Origin of the sequence: Pseudomonas marvdashtae, assembly GCF_014268655.2 — a bacterium.
Classification (GTDB): domain Bacteria; phylum Pseudomonadota; class Gammaproteobacteria; order Pseudomonadales; family Pseudomonadaceae; genus Aquipseudomonas; species Aquipseudomonas marvdashtae.
The window spans coordinates 26520-41766 of record NZ_JABWQX020000001.1; the positions used below are offsets into that span (position 1 = coordinate 26520).

Annotated in this window: 15 protein-coding genes; 9 read left to right on the forward strand and 6 right to left on the reverse strand. The window is 60.2% G+C overall.

Annotated elements, in window-relative coordinates; all coding sequences use genetic code 11:
* The first annotated feature begins 385 nt into the window (after positions 1 to 385).
* Both rpmB and rpmG read left to right on the forward strand, forming a co-directional pair.
* Positions 386 to 619 carry a 50S ribosomal protein L28 gene (gene rpmB, locus HU742_RS00140; RefSeq protein ID WP_003177273.1) on the forward strand — a complete coding sequence of 78 codons (234 nt, stop codon included), beginning with the start codon at positions 386 to 388 and terminating at the stop codon, positions 617 to 619.
* A gap of 11 nt (positions 620 to 630) precedes the next feature.
* Complete coding sequence (gene rpmG, locus HU742_RS00145; protein ID WP_007894709.1) at positions 631 to 786, forward strand: 50S ribosomal protein L33; 156 nt, start codon at positions 631 to 633, stop codon at positions 784 to 786.
* A 524-nt stretch (positions 787 to 1310) separates the two neighbouring features.
* On the opposite strand, the gene HU742_RS00150 is transcribed toward rpmG, so the two are convergent.
* Entirely contained in the window at positions 1311 to 1586 is a 276-nt protein-coding gene (locus HU742_RS00150; protein WP_186643388.1) for a hypothetical protein, read from the reverse strand.
* An 88-nt stretch (positions 1587 to 1674) separates the two neighbouring features.
* Positions 1675 to 2037 carry a cupin domain-containing protein gene (locus HU742_RS00155; RefSeq protein ID WP_186643389.1) on the reverse strand — a complete coding sequence of 121 codons (363 nt, stop codon included), beginning with the start codon at positions 2035 to 2037 and terminating at the stop codon, positions 1675 to 1677.
* A gap of 226 nt (positions 2038 to 2263) precedes the next feature.
* On the opposite strand from HU742_RS00155, the gene HU742_RS00160 reads away from it, so the two are divergent.
* Together HU742_RS00160 and HU742_RS00165 are read left to right on the forward strand one after the other, a co-directional pair.
* Entirely contained in the window at positions 2264 to 3757 is a 1494-nt protein-coding gene (locus HU742_RS00160; RefSeq protein WP_186643390.1) for an aldehyde dehydrogenase, read from the forward strand.
* A 149-nt stretch (positions 3758 to 3906) separates the two neighbouring features.
* Complete coding sequence (locus tag HU742_RS00165) at positions 3907 to 5055, forward strand: MFS transporter (protein ID WP_186643391.1); 1149 nt, start codon at positions 3907 to 3909, stop codon at positions 5053 to 5055.
* Between the two features lie 28 nt (positions 5056 to 5083).
* On the opposite strand, the gene HU742_RS00170 is transcribed toward HU742_RS00165, so the two are convergent.
* Entirely contained in the window at positions 5084 to 6610 is a 1527-nt protein-coding gene (locus HU742_RS00170; RefSeq protein WP_186643535.1) for a phospholipase D family protein, read from the reverse strand.
* A gap of 308 nt (positions 6611 to 6918) precedes the next feature.
* Here HU742_RS00170 and HU742_RS00175 point away from each other — a divergent pair, with 308 nt between their 5' ends.
* From HU742_RS00175 to HU742_RS00185, 3 genes are all read left to right on the forward strand, one after another.
* Positions 6919 to 7566, forward strand: coding sequence for a DUF1120 domain-containing protein (locus tag HU742_RS00175; RefSeq protein WP_186633702.1), 648 nt, complete (start codon positions 6919 to 6921; stop codon positions 7564 to 7566).
* Between the two features lie 137 nt (positions 7567 to 7703).
* The gene (locus HU742_RS00180) at positions 7704 to 8408 is read left to right on the forward strand and encodes a fimbria/pilus chaperone family protein (RefSeq protein ID WP_217828364.1); all 705 of its coding nucleotides are present in this window, start codon (positions 7704 to 7706) and stop codon (positions 8406 to 8408) included.
* 17 nt (positions 8409 to 8425) lie between these two features.
* A complete protein-coding gene (locus HU742_RS00185) occupies positions 8426 to 10825 on the forward strand; it encodes a fimbria/pilus outer membrane usher protein (protein ID WP_225923541.1) in 2400 nt (799 codons plus the stop codon).
* A 37-nt stretch (positions 10826 to 10862) separates the two neighbouring features.
* Here HU742_RS00185 and HU742_RS00190 read toward each other — a convergent pair whose 3' ends face one another.
* Positions 10863 to 12293: an aminotransferase-like domain-containing protein gene (locus HU742_RS00190; protein ID WP_186643392.1), complete on the reverse strand. Its 1431-nt coding sequence runs from the start codon at positions 12291 to 12293 to the stop codon at positions 10863 to 10865.
* Positions 12294 to 12472: 179 nt separating this feature from the next.
* Here HU742_RS00190 and HU742_RS00195 point away from each other — a divergent pair, with 179 nt between their 5' ends.
* On the forward strand, positions 12473 to 12718 hold the full coding sequence (locus HU742_RS00195; protein WP_186612674.1) for a DUF1127 domain-containing protein: 246 nt from the start codon (positions 12473 to 12475) through the stop codon (positions 12716 to 12718).
* A gap of 66 nt (positions 12719 to 12784) precedes the next feature.
* Here the strand turns inward: HU742_RS00195 and HU742_RS00200 are convergent, their stop codons facing one another.
* Positions 12785 to 14098 carry an NAD(P)/FAD-dependent oxidoreductase gene (locus HU742_RS00200; RefSeq protein ID WP_186643393.1) on the reverse strand — a complete coding sequence of 438 codons (1314 nt, stop codon included), beginning with the start codon at positions 14096 to 14098 and terminating at the stop codon, positions 12785 to 12787.
* 145 nt (positions 14099 to 14243) lie between these two features.
* Between HU742_RS00200 and HU742_RS00205 the strand changes: the two genes are divergently transcribed.
* Positions 14244 to 14597, forward strand: a complete 354-nt coding sequence (locus HU742_RS00205; protein ID WP_186612826.1) for a YkgJ family cysteine cluster protein — start codon at positions 14244 to 14246, stop codon at positions 14595 to 14597.
* Positions 14598 to 14603: 6 nt separating this feature from the next.
* Here the strand turns inward: HU742_RS00205 and HU742_RS00210 are convergent, their stop codons facing one another.
* The gene (locus HU742_RS00210; RefSeq protein ID WP_003206849.1) at positions 14604 to 15092 is read right to left on the reverse strand and encodes an Lrp/AsnC ligand binding domain-containing protein; all 489 of its coding nucleotides are present in this window, start codon (positions 15090 to 15092) and stop codon (positions 14604 to 14606) included.
* Between the last annotated feature and the right edge of the window lie 155 nt (positions 15093 to 15247).

A 15247-nucleotide genomic window follows, 5' to 3' on the forward strand; every position in this document is an offset into this window, starting at 1 on the left:
TAGTGGGCTCGCTCGCAAATGACTATCCCCCTTTTGCATTTTCCGGCACTCTTTGCTGCGGTTTGCCGGTGCGCGAACGGCCTGGACTTACCGTCGGCCGAAAAAAATCTGCATGCCGCGACGAGCGGTCAGGACGCCGCCGGCCCTTGCGCCAGCCGCTTGGGGCTGCCGGGCGAGGTTTTCCCAGCAAGACAAATCACACCGGCTGTTGTTGTGCCTGGGTCTTTCTGGTATAAAGCAGCGCTCTTTTCTAGGGGCCCGGTTCCTTCACTGTAGGTGTAGCCGGTAAGACCCTTAAAGAAACGCGGCGCCTGGCGCCAAATGACTGAGAGATTAAGCGGCCAACCCATGCCGGGTTGGGCATGTGGTTTTAGAGGGCTGAGGCATGTCGAGAGTCTGTCAAGTTACCGGTAAGGGTCCGGTGACTGGGAATAACATTTCCCACGCAAACAACAAAACCCGTCGTCGTTTCCTGCCGAACCTGCAGCATCACCGCTTCTGGGTTGAAGAAGAGAAACGTTTTGTGCGTCTGCGCGTATCTGCCAAGGGCATGCGTATCATCGACAAGCGTGGCATCAGTGTCGTGCTGGCCGAACTTCGTCGCGATGGCAAGGTTTAAGGGAGCTAATCATGCGTGAATTGATTCGTTTGATCTCGAGCGCCGGTACTGGTCACTTCTACACTACCGACAAAAACAAGCGTACTACCCCGGACAAAATCGAGATCAAGAAATTTGATCCGGTTGTTCGCAAGCACGTGATCTACAAGGAAGGCAAAATCAAGTAATTGATTTTCCCTCTTACAAAAAAGGCCCGTATCGCGAGATACGGGCCTTTTTTGTGCTGTAGATTTCAGTTTGGCCTACTTTCAGCCGAAGTTGAACGCGTCGATGTTCCCGGAGGCATCGGCGCTAATTTTAACTCGGCGGGGGTTAAATTCTAAAGAGTGTGGCTCACCGGGACCAACCACTTCAGCGCGGCCGGTCAGTTCGCTGATATAAGCTTCACAGGAGGCGCGTAGCGGGTGCCAGCCCGAAGCGTCGGAACCTTTGATCGCCTCAGCCCGCCATGTTCTACCGGCGTCGCAGGCGACGGGATGGATGATAGAAGTCGGCGAGAGCCGTAGTCGCTGTTCGAAGCCGGAGGAATGAGGGGCTGAGCTCGCCATGAATGGATGGTCGACCGCCATGCACGGAGCCGCATGTACGGTGGTGCGAGGACGGCGGGGGCAACCCCGCCTCCTACTCGATCGTGGTGCATCAGGTTGCGTGGTCAGTAGCGGTAGAGATTAATCGCAGTAGATGCTCATAATCATTCTGTCGGGCTCGGCGTGTAGGTAGAGGCGATAGGTTCCGTACCACCCAGCCCACCCAGCCCACCCAGCGCGTCGAAGCGTTCGATAAGTCCGCAGCTATTTACTTGGATGGCGATATGGCCGGCTCCGCTAATCATTAGCTCTGTTCTGGAATCGTCGGGGGCACTAACATTCTCAAACCCGGTCAGTTCACGGATATAATTTTTTACAGAGCGTACATATTTGGTGCCGATTAAGTGTTTAATCGTTTGAATAGCCTCTTCATTGGTCATGTTCATTAATCCTTTGATTGATAAATAAGAAAGTCCGAGTGGACGGTCCAATTTTCTGTCTGAACATGACGCGTTGTGCGGTATATATTTATAGCTTTTCCTCAAACACCACATAAATCTTGCGGCACGGCTCCAGCACTTCCCAGGTGCCCTTGAACCCGGCTGGGATCACGAAGCGGTCGCCGGCCCGCAGGGTCTTGGCGTTGCCATCGTTGTCCCGCAGCACGGAAACGCCCTGGACGATTTCGCAGTACTCGTGTTCGGTGTAGTTGACCGTCCACTGGCCGACCGCGCCTTCCCAGACCCCGGCGTTCATCTGTCCGCATGGGCTGTTGTAATGATTGAAGACGGTTTGTTCGGGATCACCCTTGAGCACCTTGGCCGGGTCCGGGCGATAACGTTCGGCGGCGGTGCTGGCCTGGCTGAAATCGACGATGTCCTGAATGCTCATGCGGTTACCCTCGGTGCTTGCGGCGCGGATGGCTGGAAGAACAAAGTCTATGTTTATTAAAACGAACATCGCAAGGCCGTTTGCGGGTGTTGTGTCAAATATATTGAAACATTAGCGGCGGCTGGTTTAGGGTGGTGGGTGCCCTGTGCCGAAAATAGCGCCGAGCAGAATTCTTGAGCGCTGCGCATGACGCGGCGTTCGTATCCAACAAGAGGAGGACACTCGCATGACCACCCTGACTCGTGCCGACTGGGAACAGCGCGCCCGCGACCTGAAGATCGAAGGCCGCGCCTTCATCAACGGTGAATACACCGATGCGGTGTCCGGCGAAACCTTTGATTGCCTCAGTCCGGTCGATGGCCGCCTGCTGGGCAAAATCGCCAGCTGCGACGTGGCCGACGCCCAGCGTGCTGTCGAAAATGCCCGCGCCACGTTCGATTCCGGCGTCTGGTCGCGCCTGGCGCCGAGCAAGCGCAAAGCCACCATGATTCGTTTCGCAGGCCTGCTCAAACAGAACGCCGAAGAGCTGGCCCTGCTGGAAACCCTGGACATGGGCAAGCCGATCAGCGACTCGCTGAACATCGATGTGCCCGGTGCTGCCCAAGCCTTGAGCTGGAGCGGTGAGGCGATCGACAAACTCTACGATGAAGTGGCAGCGACTCCCCACGACCAGTTGGGTCTGGTGACTCGTGAACCGGTCGGTGTGGTCGGCGCCATCGTTCCATGGAACTTCCCGCTGATGATGGCCTGCTGGAAGCTCGGCCCGGCATTGTCCACCGGTAACTCCGTGGTACTGAAACCATCGGAAAAATCCCCGCTGACTGCGATCCGCATTGCGGCCCTCGCTATCGAGGCCGGTATCCCGAAAGGTGTGCTGAACGTCCTGCCGGGCTACGGTCACACCGTCGGCAAGGCCCTGGCGTTGCACATGGACGTCGATACGCTGGTGTTCACCGGCTCCACCCGAATCGCCAAGCAATTGATGATTTACTCTGGTGAATCCAACATGAAGCGCGTTTGGCTGGAAGCCGGCGGCAAGAGCCCGAACATCGTGTTCGCCGATGCCCCCGACTTGCAGGCCGCCGCCGAATCCGCCGCCAGCGCCATTGCCTTCAACCAGGGCGAGGTCTGCACTGCCGGCTCACGTCTGTTGGTGGAGCGATCCATCAAGGACACGTTCCTGCCGTTGGTGATCGAAGCCCTCAAGGGTTGGAAGCCTGGAAATCCCCTGGATCCGGCGACCAACGTCGGCGCCCTGGTCGATACCCAGCAAATGAATACCGTGCTGTCCTACATCGAGGCCGGTCACAGCGACGGCGCCAAGCTGGTGGCCGGCGGCAAGCGGATTCTCGAAGAATCCGGCGGCACCTACGTCGAGCCGACGATTTTTGACGGCGTGAGCAACGCGATGAAAATCGCCCAGGAAGAAGTTTTCGGCCCGGTGTTGTCGGTCATTGCCTTCGATAGCGCCGAAGAGGCCATCCAGATCGCCAACGACACGCCATACGGCCTGGCTGCGGCAGTATGGACCAAGGACATTTCCAAGGCTCACCTGACCGCCAAGGCACTGCGCGCCGGCAGCGTGTGGGTCAACCAGTACGACGGCGGCGACATGACGGCGCCGTTCGGTGGCTTCAAGCAGTCGGGCAACGGTCGCGACAAATCGCTGCATGCGTTCGACAAGTACACTGAACTGAAGGCGACCTGGATCAAGCTGTAACTGTAAAAACCTTGTGGGAGCGGGCTTGCTCGCGAAGGCGGAGCCTCACTCAACCTGGCTGTTGAATGGGAAGCCGTCTTCGTGAACAGGCCCGCTCTCACATTCGTTTTGTGCAGGGTTGGAAGTCAATTGTCCACAGGAGCGTGGAAATGCGTTGGGCGACCTATTTCGCCGTATTGGCGTCGGTCCTGAGTGTCGGCCTGGCCCTGGGCGTGAGCATGCCGCTGGTGTCGCTGCGCCTGGAGGGCTGGGGTTACGGCTCGTTCGCCATTGGCGTCATGGCCGCCATGCCGGCGATTGGCGTGCTGGTAGGGGCGAAGGTTTCGAGCCGGTTGGCGGCGCGTTTCGGCACGGCCGCATTGATGCGCCTCTGCCTGTGGGGTGGGGCGTTGTCCATCGGTCTGCTCGCGCTCTTGCCGAGCTATCCGGTCTGGTTGCTGCTGCGGCTACTGATTGGCGTGGTCCTGACTCTGGTGTTCATCCTGGGTGAAAGCTGGATCAATCAGTTGGTCATCGAGCAATGGCGCGGGCGATTGGTGGCGCTGTATGGCAGCAGTTATGCCCTGAGCCAACTGTCCGGCCCCTTGTTGCTCGGCGCACTGGGGACTGACCGTGACTACGGTTTTTGGGTGGGCGTCGGCCTGCTCCTGGTTTCGCCGTTGCTGTTGCTCGGCCGCACGGGTGCGCCCACCAGCGAGTCCAGCGGTGTCACGTTCAAGGATCTCTGGGGCTTTTGCCGAGGGTTGCCGGCGATTGGCTGGGCCGTGTCATTGTTCGCGGCGTTCGAGGCGATGATCTTGACGTTGTTGCCGGTCTATTGCCTGCGCCAAGGCTTTAGCGCCGATATTGCGCTGGCCATGGTCAGTACGGTGGTGGTGGGTGATGCTTTGTTGCAGCTGCCCATTGGTGCGCTTGCTGATCGCCTGTCGCGTCGGTCGTTGTTCACCGGTTGTGCGGTCGCGCTGATGTTATCGAGCCTGGCGGTTCCGTCGCTGATCGACACGGTGTTCATCTGGCCGTTGTGGGTGCTGTTTGGTGCCAGCGCGGGAGGATTGTTCACCTTGTCGCTGATCCTGATCGGCGAGCGTTACCGCGACGATGCGCTGGTCCGGGCCAACGCCCATATTGCCCAGCTGTGGGGGATCGGATGCCTGGTCGGTCCACTGGTGGCGGGGGCGGGTAGCCAGTGGGTCAGCGGGCATGCGCTGCCCTTGTTCATGGCGGCGGGCGCGTTCGGGTTGGTCATGCTGTTGTTGCGCCAAGGTGCGTTCGGCGCGACACAAGCGGCCCGCTCATAAATTCGCTTGCCATGAAAACGATCGGCGTCTAAAGCATCTGCTCCAACCCGATCGTCGTGGCGAACCACGCGTTGAACCGCCGCCACCAACTGCCTGGCTCGCGATCCAGGTCGTGCAGCTTGCCGTTGTCTTCGGTGGTCCAAACCAGCTCACCCGCATCATCGAGCCGGGCCTGATAACTCAGGGTCGGCGCCATGCCCTGCAAGGCCAGTTCGCGCACTTGGCCGGCAAGCTCAGGGCTGTCCACCAGCACGCCGACTTCGGTATTCCATAGCACTGAACGAGGGTCGAAGTTGAACGAGCCGATGAACGATTTCTGCCGGTCAAAGATGATCGCCTTGCTGTGCAGGCTGGAGTCCGACTCGCCGTAGGACTTGCTGTAGAACAGGTGCGGGCTGCTGCCGCTGTCGCCCGGCTGCCGTCGCAGTTCGAACAGGCGCACGCCGTGTTGCAACAGGGCTTTTCGATACGGTGCATAGCCGCCATGCACGGCGGGCACATCAGTGGCTTCCAGGGAGTTGGTCAGCAGGCTCACCGACACGCCGGCATCGGCGCGGCTGGTCAGGTACACCAAGCCTGGCTGGCCGGGGACGAAGTAGGCCGAGATCATGATCAGTTCTTTGCTGACGCCGGTCAGCTCCGGCGCCAGTTGGGTGGTCAGCAAGAGCTGCGGGTCTGGCTCATCCTTGGCCAGCACTTTGCTGGGCGCGTCCCACAGTGCCTGGTTCCAGGCCCAGGTCAATTGCTTGCGCCACGTGTCCAGGCGGGGCTGGGTCTTGTAGGCGGTCAACTGCTGATAAAGCGCGTGATTCTCCTTGTGCGTTTGCTCCAACGATTGTTGCAGGCGCAAGCGGCTGTTGGCCAAGTCCTTGGCAGTAGGCTGATGGGACAAGAATTGTTCGATGGGCTTGCTCAGTGCGCTATTCCAGTATTGGTCGAAGCTATGCCCCAGTTGCTCGGCCACCGGCCCGACGCCGAGCAAGTCGATGTCGGTGAAGTTCAGGTTTGGTTCGGCGTCGAAATACTCATCCCCCAAATTGCGGCCGCCGACGATGGCCATGCTGTTGTCCGCCAGCCACAGCTTGTTGTGCATGCGGCGGTGTTGCAGTGACAGGTTGAACAGACGTCCAAGGCTGCGGGTGACGCCAGTGGCGCGCCCCAGGTGCAGCGGATTGAACAGGCGGATCTGTATCTGGGGGTGAGCGGCGAGGGTTGCGATAGTCTGGTCCTGGCCATCGCTGGTGGTGTCATCCAGCAGAATCCGGATCCGCACGCCCCGGTCCGCGGCCTTGAGCAGCTCATCGATCAACATCCGCGTGCTGATGCCGTCGTGAACGATGTAGTACTGCAAGTCGAGGCTGCTTTGCGCATGGCGGATCAGCTCGGCCCGGGCGATGAAGGCATCGGTGCTGTCGGAAAGCAGGCGGAAGCCCGAGCGACCCTCATGTGGCGCAGCCTGGGCCTGAACCGAACGGCCAAAGGCAGAACCCATCGCCGGCAACGCCTGGCTGGGCTCGCGCGCTCCATCAAGGCTCGCGCAGCCATTGAGCAACATGGCGAGCAACAGCGTGAGGGGCAGGACAAAATTCTGTCTCAAATGGAGTCACCCGGCATCGTGGAGAGCGAAGTATGGCACGGCTTCTGATTTCTCACGTCCATCCCAACCCTAAGACGCAGCTCGGGAAGTCCCAGTGCCCTCATAGGCTGAGAAGGCTACGAGCCTGGTTGAAAAGTACCTTCCTGAATGGAGCTTTTTCCTACAGAAAAATCCTGTGCGACAGGTAACTATGCGCCGGCGTTTGCAGCGGCGAAGTCCGAAGTTGCTGCACCGAGGTCTTCCAGCCATTTCACAGGTACGTGAGTATGAAAACTATTATTTTCGCCAGCACGCTGGCCGCCACGTTGATCCCGTTCGCCGCCCAAGCGGCCAATGTCGACTTGAACGTGACTGGCCGGGTTATCCCGACCTCTTGCATCCCGGCATTTGCCGGCGGCAGCGAGGTCAACCTGGGACGGATCTTCTCCTCGACCCTGGACCCTAACCAGCAAAACGATCTGCCACCTCGGGACATCATGCTGCAAATTTCCTGTGACGCACCGGCAGCGTTGGAAATTGCCGTCACCGATAACCGCGGCCCTAGCAAGGTGCCGGGGTTGGTTTTCAATAGTCGTCGCGATAACGATCTTTACTTTGGCCTGGGCAGCACCCAAGGCGAGGGTATCGGTGGTTTCGGTCTGTTGTCCGGTCAGCCGATGGCTGATGGAAACCCGCAGAGCTTGCTGATGCGAACGGCCGCCAACCCGGCCTGGCAGGTGTCCAGCAACGGCTTGGTCGCCAATACGCCGACTTATTCGTGGGGGCCCAATGCCCTGGCTGGCCCAGCCGCTGCCCGTCTGCATGCCTTCCCGATGCAGGTCGTCGCGGCCATTCGCCCGACCTCCGATCTGCCGCCGACCAACGACGAGTTCGATCTCGACGGCTCGGTGACGTTCGATGTGTTCTACCTCTGAGTCCTGACATATGACGGAGCGTGACAGGCGCCTGAAAACCGCCTGTTCGCCTGAAAGGGCCACGCTCCTGCGAGACGGCGGGGTCTAGGCGAAGCCGTTTGTACTGCTGGCCTGACCGATGCCCTCTGGAGATTCCCATGCTTTTTCCAACACCTTCACCGATGCTCGGCGCGGTCGCGGTGCTGTGCCTGGCATTTACCGTCCAAAGCGCCCAGGGAGCCGGAATGGTCCCGGAAACGCCAGTCGTGATCGTCGACGAAGGCAAGGGCGAGGCGACATTGACTGTCAGGAACACCGATGCTCAGCCGGCATTGCTGCATAGCTCGGTCATTCATCTTCCAGAGGATGAAGAGCACTTGCTGGTAGTGAGTCCGCCAGTGGCCCGGGTCGAACCGGGCCAGAGCCAGCAAGTGCGTTTTATCCTGCACAGTGCCGTTCCCCTGAAGACGGAGCGGCTCAAGCGCGTGGTGTTCGAGGGTATCCAGTCGCGTCCGGCGGCCAGTGGTGCGCAGATCACCATGGGCGTGCGGCAGAACATCCCGGTAATTCTTCGCCCGGCCGGGCTCGCGGTAGATCGAGCACCCTGGCGGCGGCTGGTCTGGAGCGCCAAGGGTGGCATGGTCCGCGTGAACAATCCCAGCCCGTATGTGGTCCGGCTGGCTCGCTCGGTGAGCCTGGTTCCCGGTGGTGCGATGCTGGACCTGGGACGCACTTATATTCTGCCCGGAGAGACACTGACCCTGAGCACGACTTCAGGCCTGGGTACTCACGTCCGGCTGGTTCCGGCAACCACCTACGGATTTGCAACTGACAGTTACGACGCACATTTGAGTTTGCAATAGTGCATCTTGAGGCCTGTTTGCGCCTGGCCGTCGGCATGGCCCTGCTTGGGGCGATACAAGCCGAAAGCATGGCCCAGGCCTATGCCGGGTTCGATCGTTCGGTACTGAAGGCTCGGGGAGTCGATCCACAGATTGCCGAGTATTTTCGCCATGCACCGCGATTTCCGGCTGGACGCAATCGGATTTCCTTGAGCGTCAACGGGGCCTCGGCGGTGCAAGCATCGGCCATTTTTGATGAGTCAGGACAGCCGTGCCTGGATGCGAGCCTGCTTGAGCGGGCGGGGATAGCCGCACCATCAGGCTTGTATCCTGAGTCTGTAGAAACACAGTGCTTGCCGATCGCCGAAGGGCTGGCCGGCGCTCAGGTATGGCTTGAACCGGGGCAGAACCTGGTCCGCCTGCTGGTACCCACCGATTGGTTGCTTGCGCCGGCGACCCAGCCGAAAGCCTGGACTTCGGGCGGGATGGCCGGGGTCCTCAATTACGATGCGCTGATGGTGGCGGGTACCGCCGACGGGCAATCCAGCCAGTACCGCAGCTTAGGCACCGAGTTGGGATTCAACGCCGGTGATTGGGTGGTGCGCAGTCGCCAGAACTACACCTCGTTTGATGGGGTGGCGCGCTTCGAAACGCTGTACACCCAGGCGTCAAAGACGTGGGAGCGCTACGGAGCGCAGGTTCAATTGGGCCAATTGAATATGCGTTCAGCGTTGTTTGCGGGAGAACCGTTTCTAGGCGTGCAGATCTTGCCTGAAACGGCGCTGTCGCAGGTCGCAAACGGCCTGGGCAGCGGGGCGTTGGTGCAGGGGTTGGCCTACTCGACAGCACGAATTGAAGTCCGGCAGAGCGGCGTGGTGATCTATAACACGCTGGTCCCCGCCGGGCCTTTCACTCTGAACGATTTGCCGCTGCTCAGCGAGCGTCTGGATCTGGAGGTCAGCGTTCTGGAAGAAAATGGCGAGCGCCGCGATTTCCGAGTGCCCGCAGCCAATCTGCGTCCCGTGAGCCTGGGAGCCATGCCCAGTTATGCGCTGGCGGCCGGTAAGGTACGGCGACTCAACCAGGATGGGCGCGATACGCCGTCATTTCTTGCCCTGAGCCGGGACTGGCGGTTGGGGCCGATAACGCAGCTGAGCGCGGGGCTGATGGGCGCTGACGAATATCGCTCCGTGGGTTGGGGAATTGACCAGGCACTGACGCGGAACATGACCGCGCGGTTCCAGCAGCTGGGTTCGAGAACGGCCCGGGGTACCCAGGGACACGACTTGCAGGCGGCGGTCAGTACGGTTTTGGGGGAGGGGCTGTCCGTCGGGTTGACCACGGGGCGACGCAGTAAAGGTTTCCAGCATCTGGCAGAGACGGGGCTGACCTCCAGGGCCGATGATCGGCTCGCCTGGGCAGAGCGTCATTGGGCAATTTCCTTGAGACACGCGGATCCGCGATGGGGAGCGCTCAGCGGATCGCTGACGCGCTATTCCGGGGTCGCGGGGCGGGATGCTGCACGGATCAGCACAGCCTGGTCGCAAACATTCGACAGGACGACTTTATCATTGAGCGCACAACATGATCGGGTCGGACAAACACGCAACACCGGTGTGTCCGCCAACCTCAGCTTGCCCTTGGGGCGCAACCGAAGGATCAGCACTTTTGCCCGCCAGGATGATGTCCGAGGGCTGCGTACCGGAGCCCGTTACGCAGAGCAGGTCAGCGATGGCCTGGGCTACAGCATCGGCGTCGACCGCTCGGCCACTGGTCGAGACGATCTCAACGCCAGGCTCAGCGGCTTGCCCCGTTACACCAGCATTGATCTCGGCTTCTCTCGCGGCGACGCTGGGGGCCGCCATTATGATATGGCCCTGCGTGGTGGATTGGCCTTGCACGAGGACGGCGTGACGCCTTCGCCTTATCCGTTGCGAGACACCTTTGGCCTGATCAAGGTCGGCGATGACGCGGGGGTCAAGATCGGCACGCCCCACGGTCCCGTCTGGACCGACGCCGCGGGTCGCGCGGTGGCGTCCAGTTTGCCCGCCTACCGGGTCAGTCGGGTTGAAATCGACACGACGAGCCTGCCGCGCAACCTTGATGTCCCCAACGGTTTTCAGGAAGTACAGGTCGCACGCGGAGCGGTGCCACGGCTCGACTTCCAGGCTGGCTCGGTACGTCGCCTGATGCTGAATATTCGCACCGAGGACGGGGCGCCGGTGACCAAGGGCTTTGGCGTGTATGACCAGCACAGTCAGTACCTGACCACGGTAGTCGATACGGGCCTGGTGTATCTTGACGACGCGCCTGCCGTGGTTCAGCTGCGGGTGATGCTGCCCGATGACCGTGCTTGCAGCCTGGAGCTGGACACTGGACGCTTGCCAGTGTCTTCAGGACCCTATGACAGCGCCGACGTGGTCTGTCAGACGGGGTGACGCGCCAAATCATCCAAGACGCCGGGCTGAACGACATTCATGAAAGTGCAGGGGTGTCGTCCAGCAACCTGATAGCCGCGGCCCCTACCTTGCGCACGGCTTCTTCAATTTGCGGGGTCGGCCTGGCGGCGTAGTTCATGCGCAGGCAATTGCGGTATTTGCCTGACGCCGAAAAGATGCTGCCGACAGCGATCTGCACACCCTGGTCATGGAGCAGGCGATTGAGCTTCAGCGTATCGAAACCCTCGGGTAATTCGACCCAGAGCATGAAGCTGCCCCGGGGTCTGCTCGCGCGGGTGCCTTGGGGAAAATAGCGGCTGACCCAATCCATCATGACGTCGCGATTGCGCTGGTATTGGGTGCGCATGCGGCGCAGATGGGGTTCGAAATGCCCACCCTTGAGAAACTCCGCGATTGCAATCTGCGGTTGCGGGGCGGTGGAGCCGGTGCTGATGTATTTCATGTGCAGCACCCGCTCCAAGTATCGACCCGGTGCAACCCAGCCAATTCGAAGGCCCGGTGCAAGGGTCTTGGAAAAAGAACTGCAGAGCAGGACGCGGCCGTCATCGTCGAAGGATTTGATCGTGCGCGGACGGGGGTACGTGTAGGCCAATTCGCCATACACATCGTCTTCGATAATCGCCACATCGAAGCGTTGCGCCAGGGTCAGCAGGGCGCGCTTGTTGGCCTCGGGCATGATGTAGCCCAGCGGGTTATTGCAGCTGGGCGTCAACTGTATGGCCTTGATCGGCCATTGCTCCAGTGCCAGCTCCAATGCTTCCAGGCTGATACCGGTGAGCGGGTCGGTGGGAATTTCCAGGGCTTTCATGCCCAGGCCCTTCAATGTTTGCATGGCGCCGTGAAAGCTTGGCGAATCCACTGCGACGATATCGCCCTGTTCGCAAGTGGCGCGTACGCTCACTGACAATGCTTCGTGACAGCCGGTGGTGACGATCAGGTCGTTGGCGCCCAGCTGGCAGCCGGAGTCCAGGGACAGCCGGGCGATCTGTTCACGTAACTCGAGATTGCCATAGATATTGTCGTAATACAGGCCGGGCATGTCTTGCCGTCGACTGATCTGCGCCAGGCTGCGTAGCAACGGTTTAAGCGTCGGTGAATGGATGTCGGGCATGCCGCGCCCGAGTTGCACCACGTCCTTGCGCGGTACGGCGCGTATCAGTTCCAGGACCTGGTCCCATTGGGAGATGTCCACCGGACGCTGGGCCGGACGACCTATCGCCGGCAGGTCCGGCAATTCGCGGCTGACCGGGACGAAATAGCCAGATTTGGGTTTCGGCGTCGCTAGCCCGCTGTCCTCCAGCACGCGATAGGCCTGCTGGACGGTGCTCAGGCTGACTCCATGTTCCGTGCTCAAGGCGCGCACCGACGGCAGCCGGTCGCCTGGGCGGTAGAAGCCCTGTTCGATGCGAGTACCGAGCAGTTCGGCGAGGTTCACGTAGAGGGTCATGGTGCAATCCCGATGAAATAGAAGACGGAACCGATACAGATGGGGCACAAAATTACAATTCAGTCGTAAAAATGTCGGTTCTGTATGCTTATAAAAGACATTCTTTGAATCTGTATTGCTTTTGTCTGTCCGCGCATCATGAAAGCTCTGGCTACCCAAGTAAACAGGAGCGATCAAAAATGAACGGCTTGAGCGATGTGCGGCTGACGTTACACAGTCAGGAACTGGTGGCAGGGCAGGAAAAGGGGCTGCGTGAGGCAATGTTGCGCAATGCTCCGTCCGGCCTGAGTCGCTGGGGCCTGTTCTGGCATCGCCTGCATACACGCAAAGCCTTGTTGGAGCTCACACCCGAACAGTTGCAAGACATCGGGCTGACCCGGGAGCAGGCCCGGGCAGAAGGCCTCAAGCCGTTCTGGCGGCTTTGAAGCTAGATGAAAAATGAGTACGAAACCCTGTGGCGAGGAGCTTTGCTCCCTCGCCACGGTTTTTGGTTAAACCAGTTCTTTCAGCCGATGCCACAACATCCCCAGTGCCAACAAAGGGGAGCGCAGGTACTTGCCGCCAGGAAAGGTCATGTGCGGCACTTGGGCAAACAAGTCGAATCCCCCGCCTTGCTGCCCGCTGATGGCCTCGGCCAATAACTTGCCGGCAAGGTGTGTGGCGTTTACGCCGTGGCCGGAGTAGGCCTGGGCGTAATACACATTCGGTTGATCCTTCAACCGGCCAATCTGCGGCAAACGGTTGGCGCCGATGCCGATCATCCCGCCCCATTGGTAGTCGATCTTCACGTCCGCCAGTTGCGGGAATACCTTGAGCATCTTCGGACGCATATAAGCGCCAATGTCCTGCGGGTCGCGACCGGAATAGTGACAGGCGCCGCCGAACAACAAGCGGCGGTCTGCCGAAAGCCGGTAGTAATCCAGGGCTACCCGCTGGTCGCAGACCGCCATGTTTTGCGGCAATAGCGCCTGTGCCTGGGCTTCGCTCAAGGGTTCGGTGGCAATGATGTAGCTGCCGGCGGGCAACACTTTGCCACTCAGTTGCGGGTTCAAGCCGTTGAGGTAGGCGTTGCAGCCCAGCACCAGCGTCTTGGCGCGGACCGAGCCTTGCTCGGTGTGCACGTTGACCTGCGGACCATAGTCGATGCGTACGACGGCCGATCGTTCGAACAGCCGGGCGCCCAATTGCTGCGCCGCGGCCGCTTCGCCCAACGCCAGATTAAGCGGATGCAGGTGACCCGAGCCCATGTCGATCAGGCCGCCAACGTAGCGATCCGAGCCCACCACGCTGTGCATTTCATCGGCTCGCAGCAGTCGGGTTTCGTAGCGATAACCCAGGCTGCGCAGTTCCTCGGCCTCTTCGGCGAAGCCTTGCAAGTCGTCGGGTTTGTTGGCGAGGTCGCAGTAACCCCAGGTGAGGTCGCAGGCAATCTGAAAGCGCTCGACTCGTTGGCGGACGATTTCCACCGCTTCAAGCCCCATCAGTTTCATTTGGCGGACGCCGTCGGCGCCAACGACCGGGGCGAACTGATCGAGGCCATGGCCCACACCGCGAATCAGCTGGCCGCCGTTGCGCCCGCTGGCGCCCCAGCCGATCTTGTGTGCTTCCAGCAGGACAACGCTCATGCCGCGTTCGGCCAATTCGATCGCGGTGTTCAACCCGGAAAACCCGCCGCCCACCACGCAGACATCCGCCACCAACTCGCCTTGCAGCACCGGATGGTCCGGTTGCGGCAGGCTGCTGGCGGCGTAGTAAGAGGCGGCGTGCGCGTGGTTCGGGGCAGGTTGCTGAACACGGGCGTTCATGTGCGTAATCCTGATTGTTGTGTTTGAGAAATTTTACGGAGCATAAGCCGTGGATTCGATCGTGGGCAACACCGGTCGCCTGGCGCTGTCTGGCCTGTGGCTTTTAAGGCAGAATCCAGGGCTGTCCCGACTCGGTAACGCCTCGATGAGCTGCAACAGTCAAAAAATCCGCACGCTACGTCAGCAGATTCCTACGTTCGAGTGCGTGCCGGGCTGCCATGACTGTTGCGGACCGGTGACCACCTCGCCTGAGGAAATGGCTCGCCTGCCGCGCAAGACCCGCGCCGAACAGGACGCCGCCATGGAAGCGCTCGACTGTGTGCACCTGGGGCCGAACGGTTGCACGGTGTACGACGAGCGACCCTTGATCTGCCGGCTGTTCGGCACTACGGCGACCTTGCCGTGCCCCAATGGGCGCAGGCCGGTGGAATTGATTCATCCGCGGATCGAGAAGCAGATCCACGAATACATGGCGAGCACCCGGCAGGTGTTGGTCTAGACGCGCTCAGTCCGGAATCGGCAGGTTCAGGCTCTCCTTCACTTCCTCCATCACGATGTAGCTCTTGGACTCTCGAACGTGGGGCAACTTGAGCAGGATGTCGCCCAGCAGCTTGCGGTACGAGGCCATTTCGGAAATCCGCGCTTTAACCAGATAATCAAAATCCCCCGACACCAAGTGACATTCCAGCACGTGAGGCAGCTTCAGCACTGCGCGTCGGAACTCTTCGAAAGTATCGCCAGACTTGTAGTCCAGGCTGATCTCGACGAACACCAGCAAGCTACCCTTCAAGTGCTGCGGGTTGAGCCGGGCGTTGTAGCCCATGATGATCCCTTCGCGCTCAAGGCGTCGCACCCGCTCGGTACAGGGCGTGGTGGAGAGGCCGACCTTCTCGCCCAACTCGGTGAAGGAGATTCGCCCGTCCGCCTGGAGGATGCGCAGGATATTGCGGTCGATCTTGTCCAGCTCGCGTTTGGTCTGGGTATTGGTACGCACAGGTGATGCGCCTCCGTGAAAAGGGTTTTTGCCGAGAATTCTCGCCAAATATAGGCATTTATATAGTGAAAAGCACTGCCTGATCTTTTTTACACTGCGCTCATTACGGCTTTGTATAACGAACGTCAGCGGTTATCCGCGATGAGGGCTTCAAC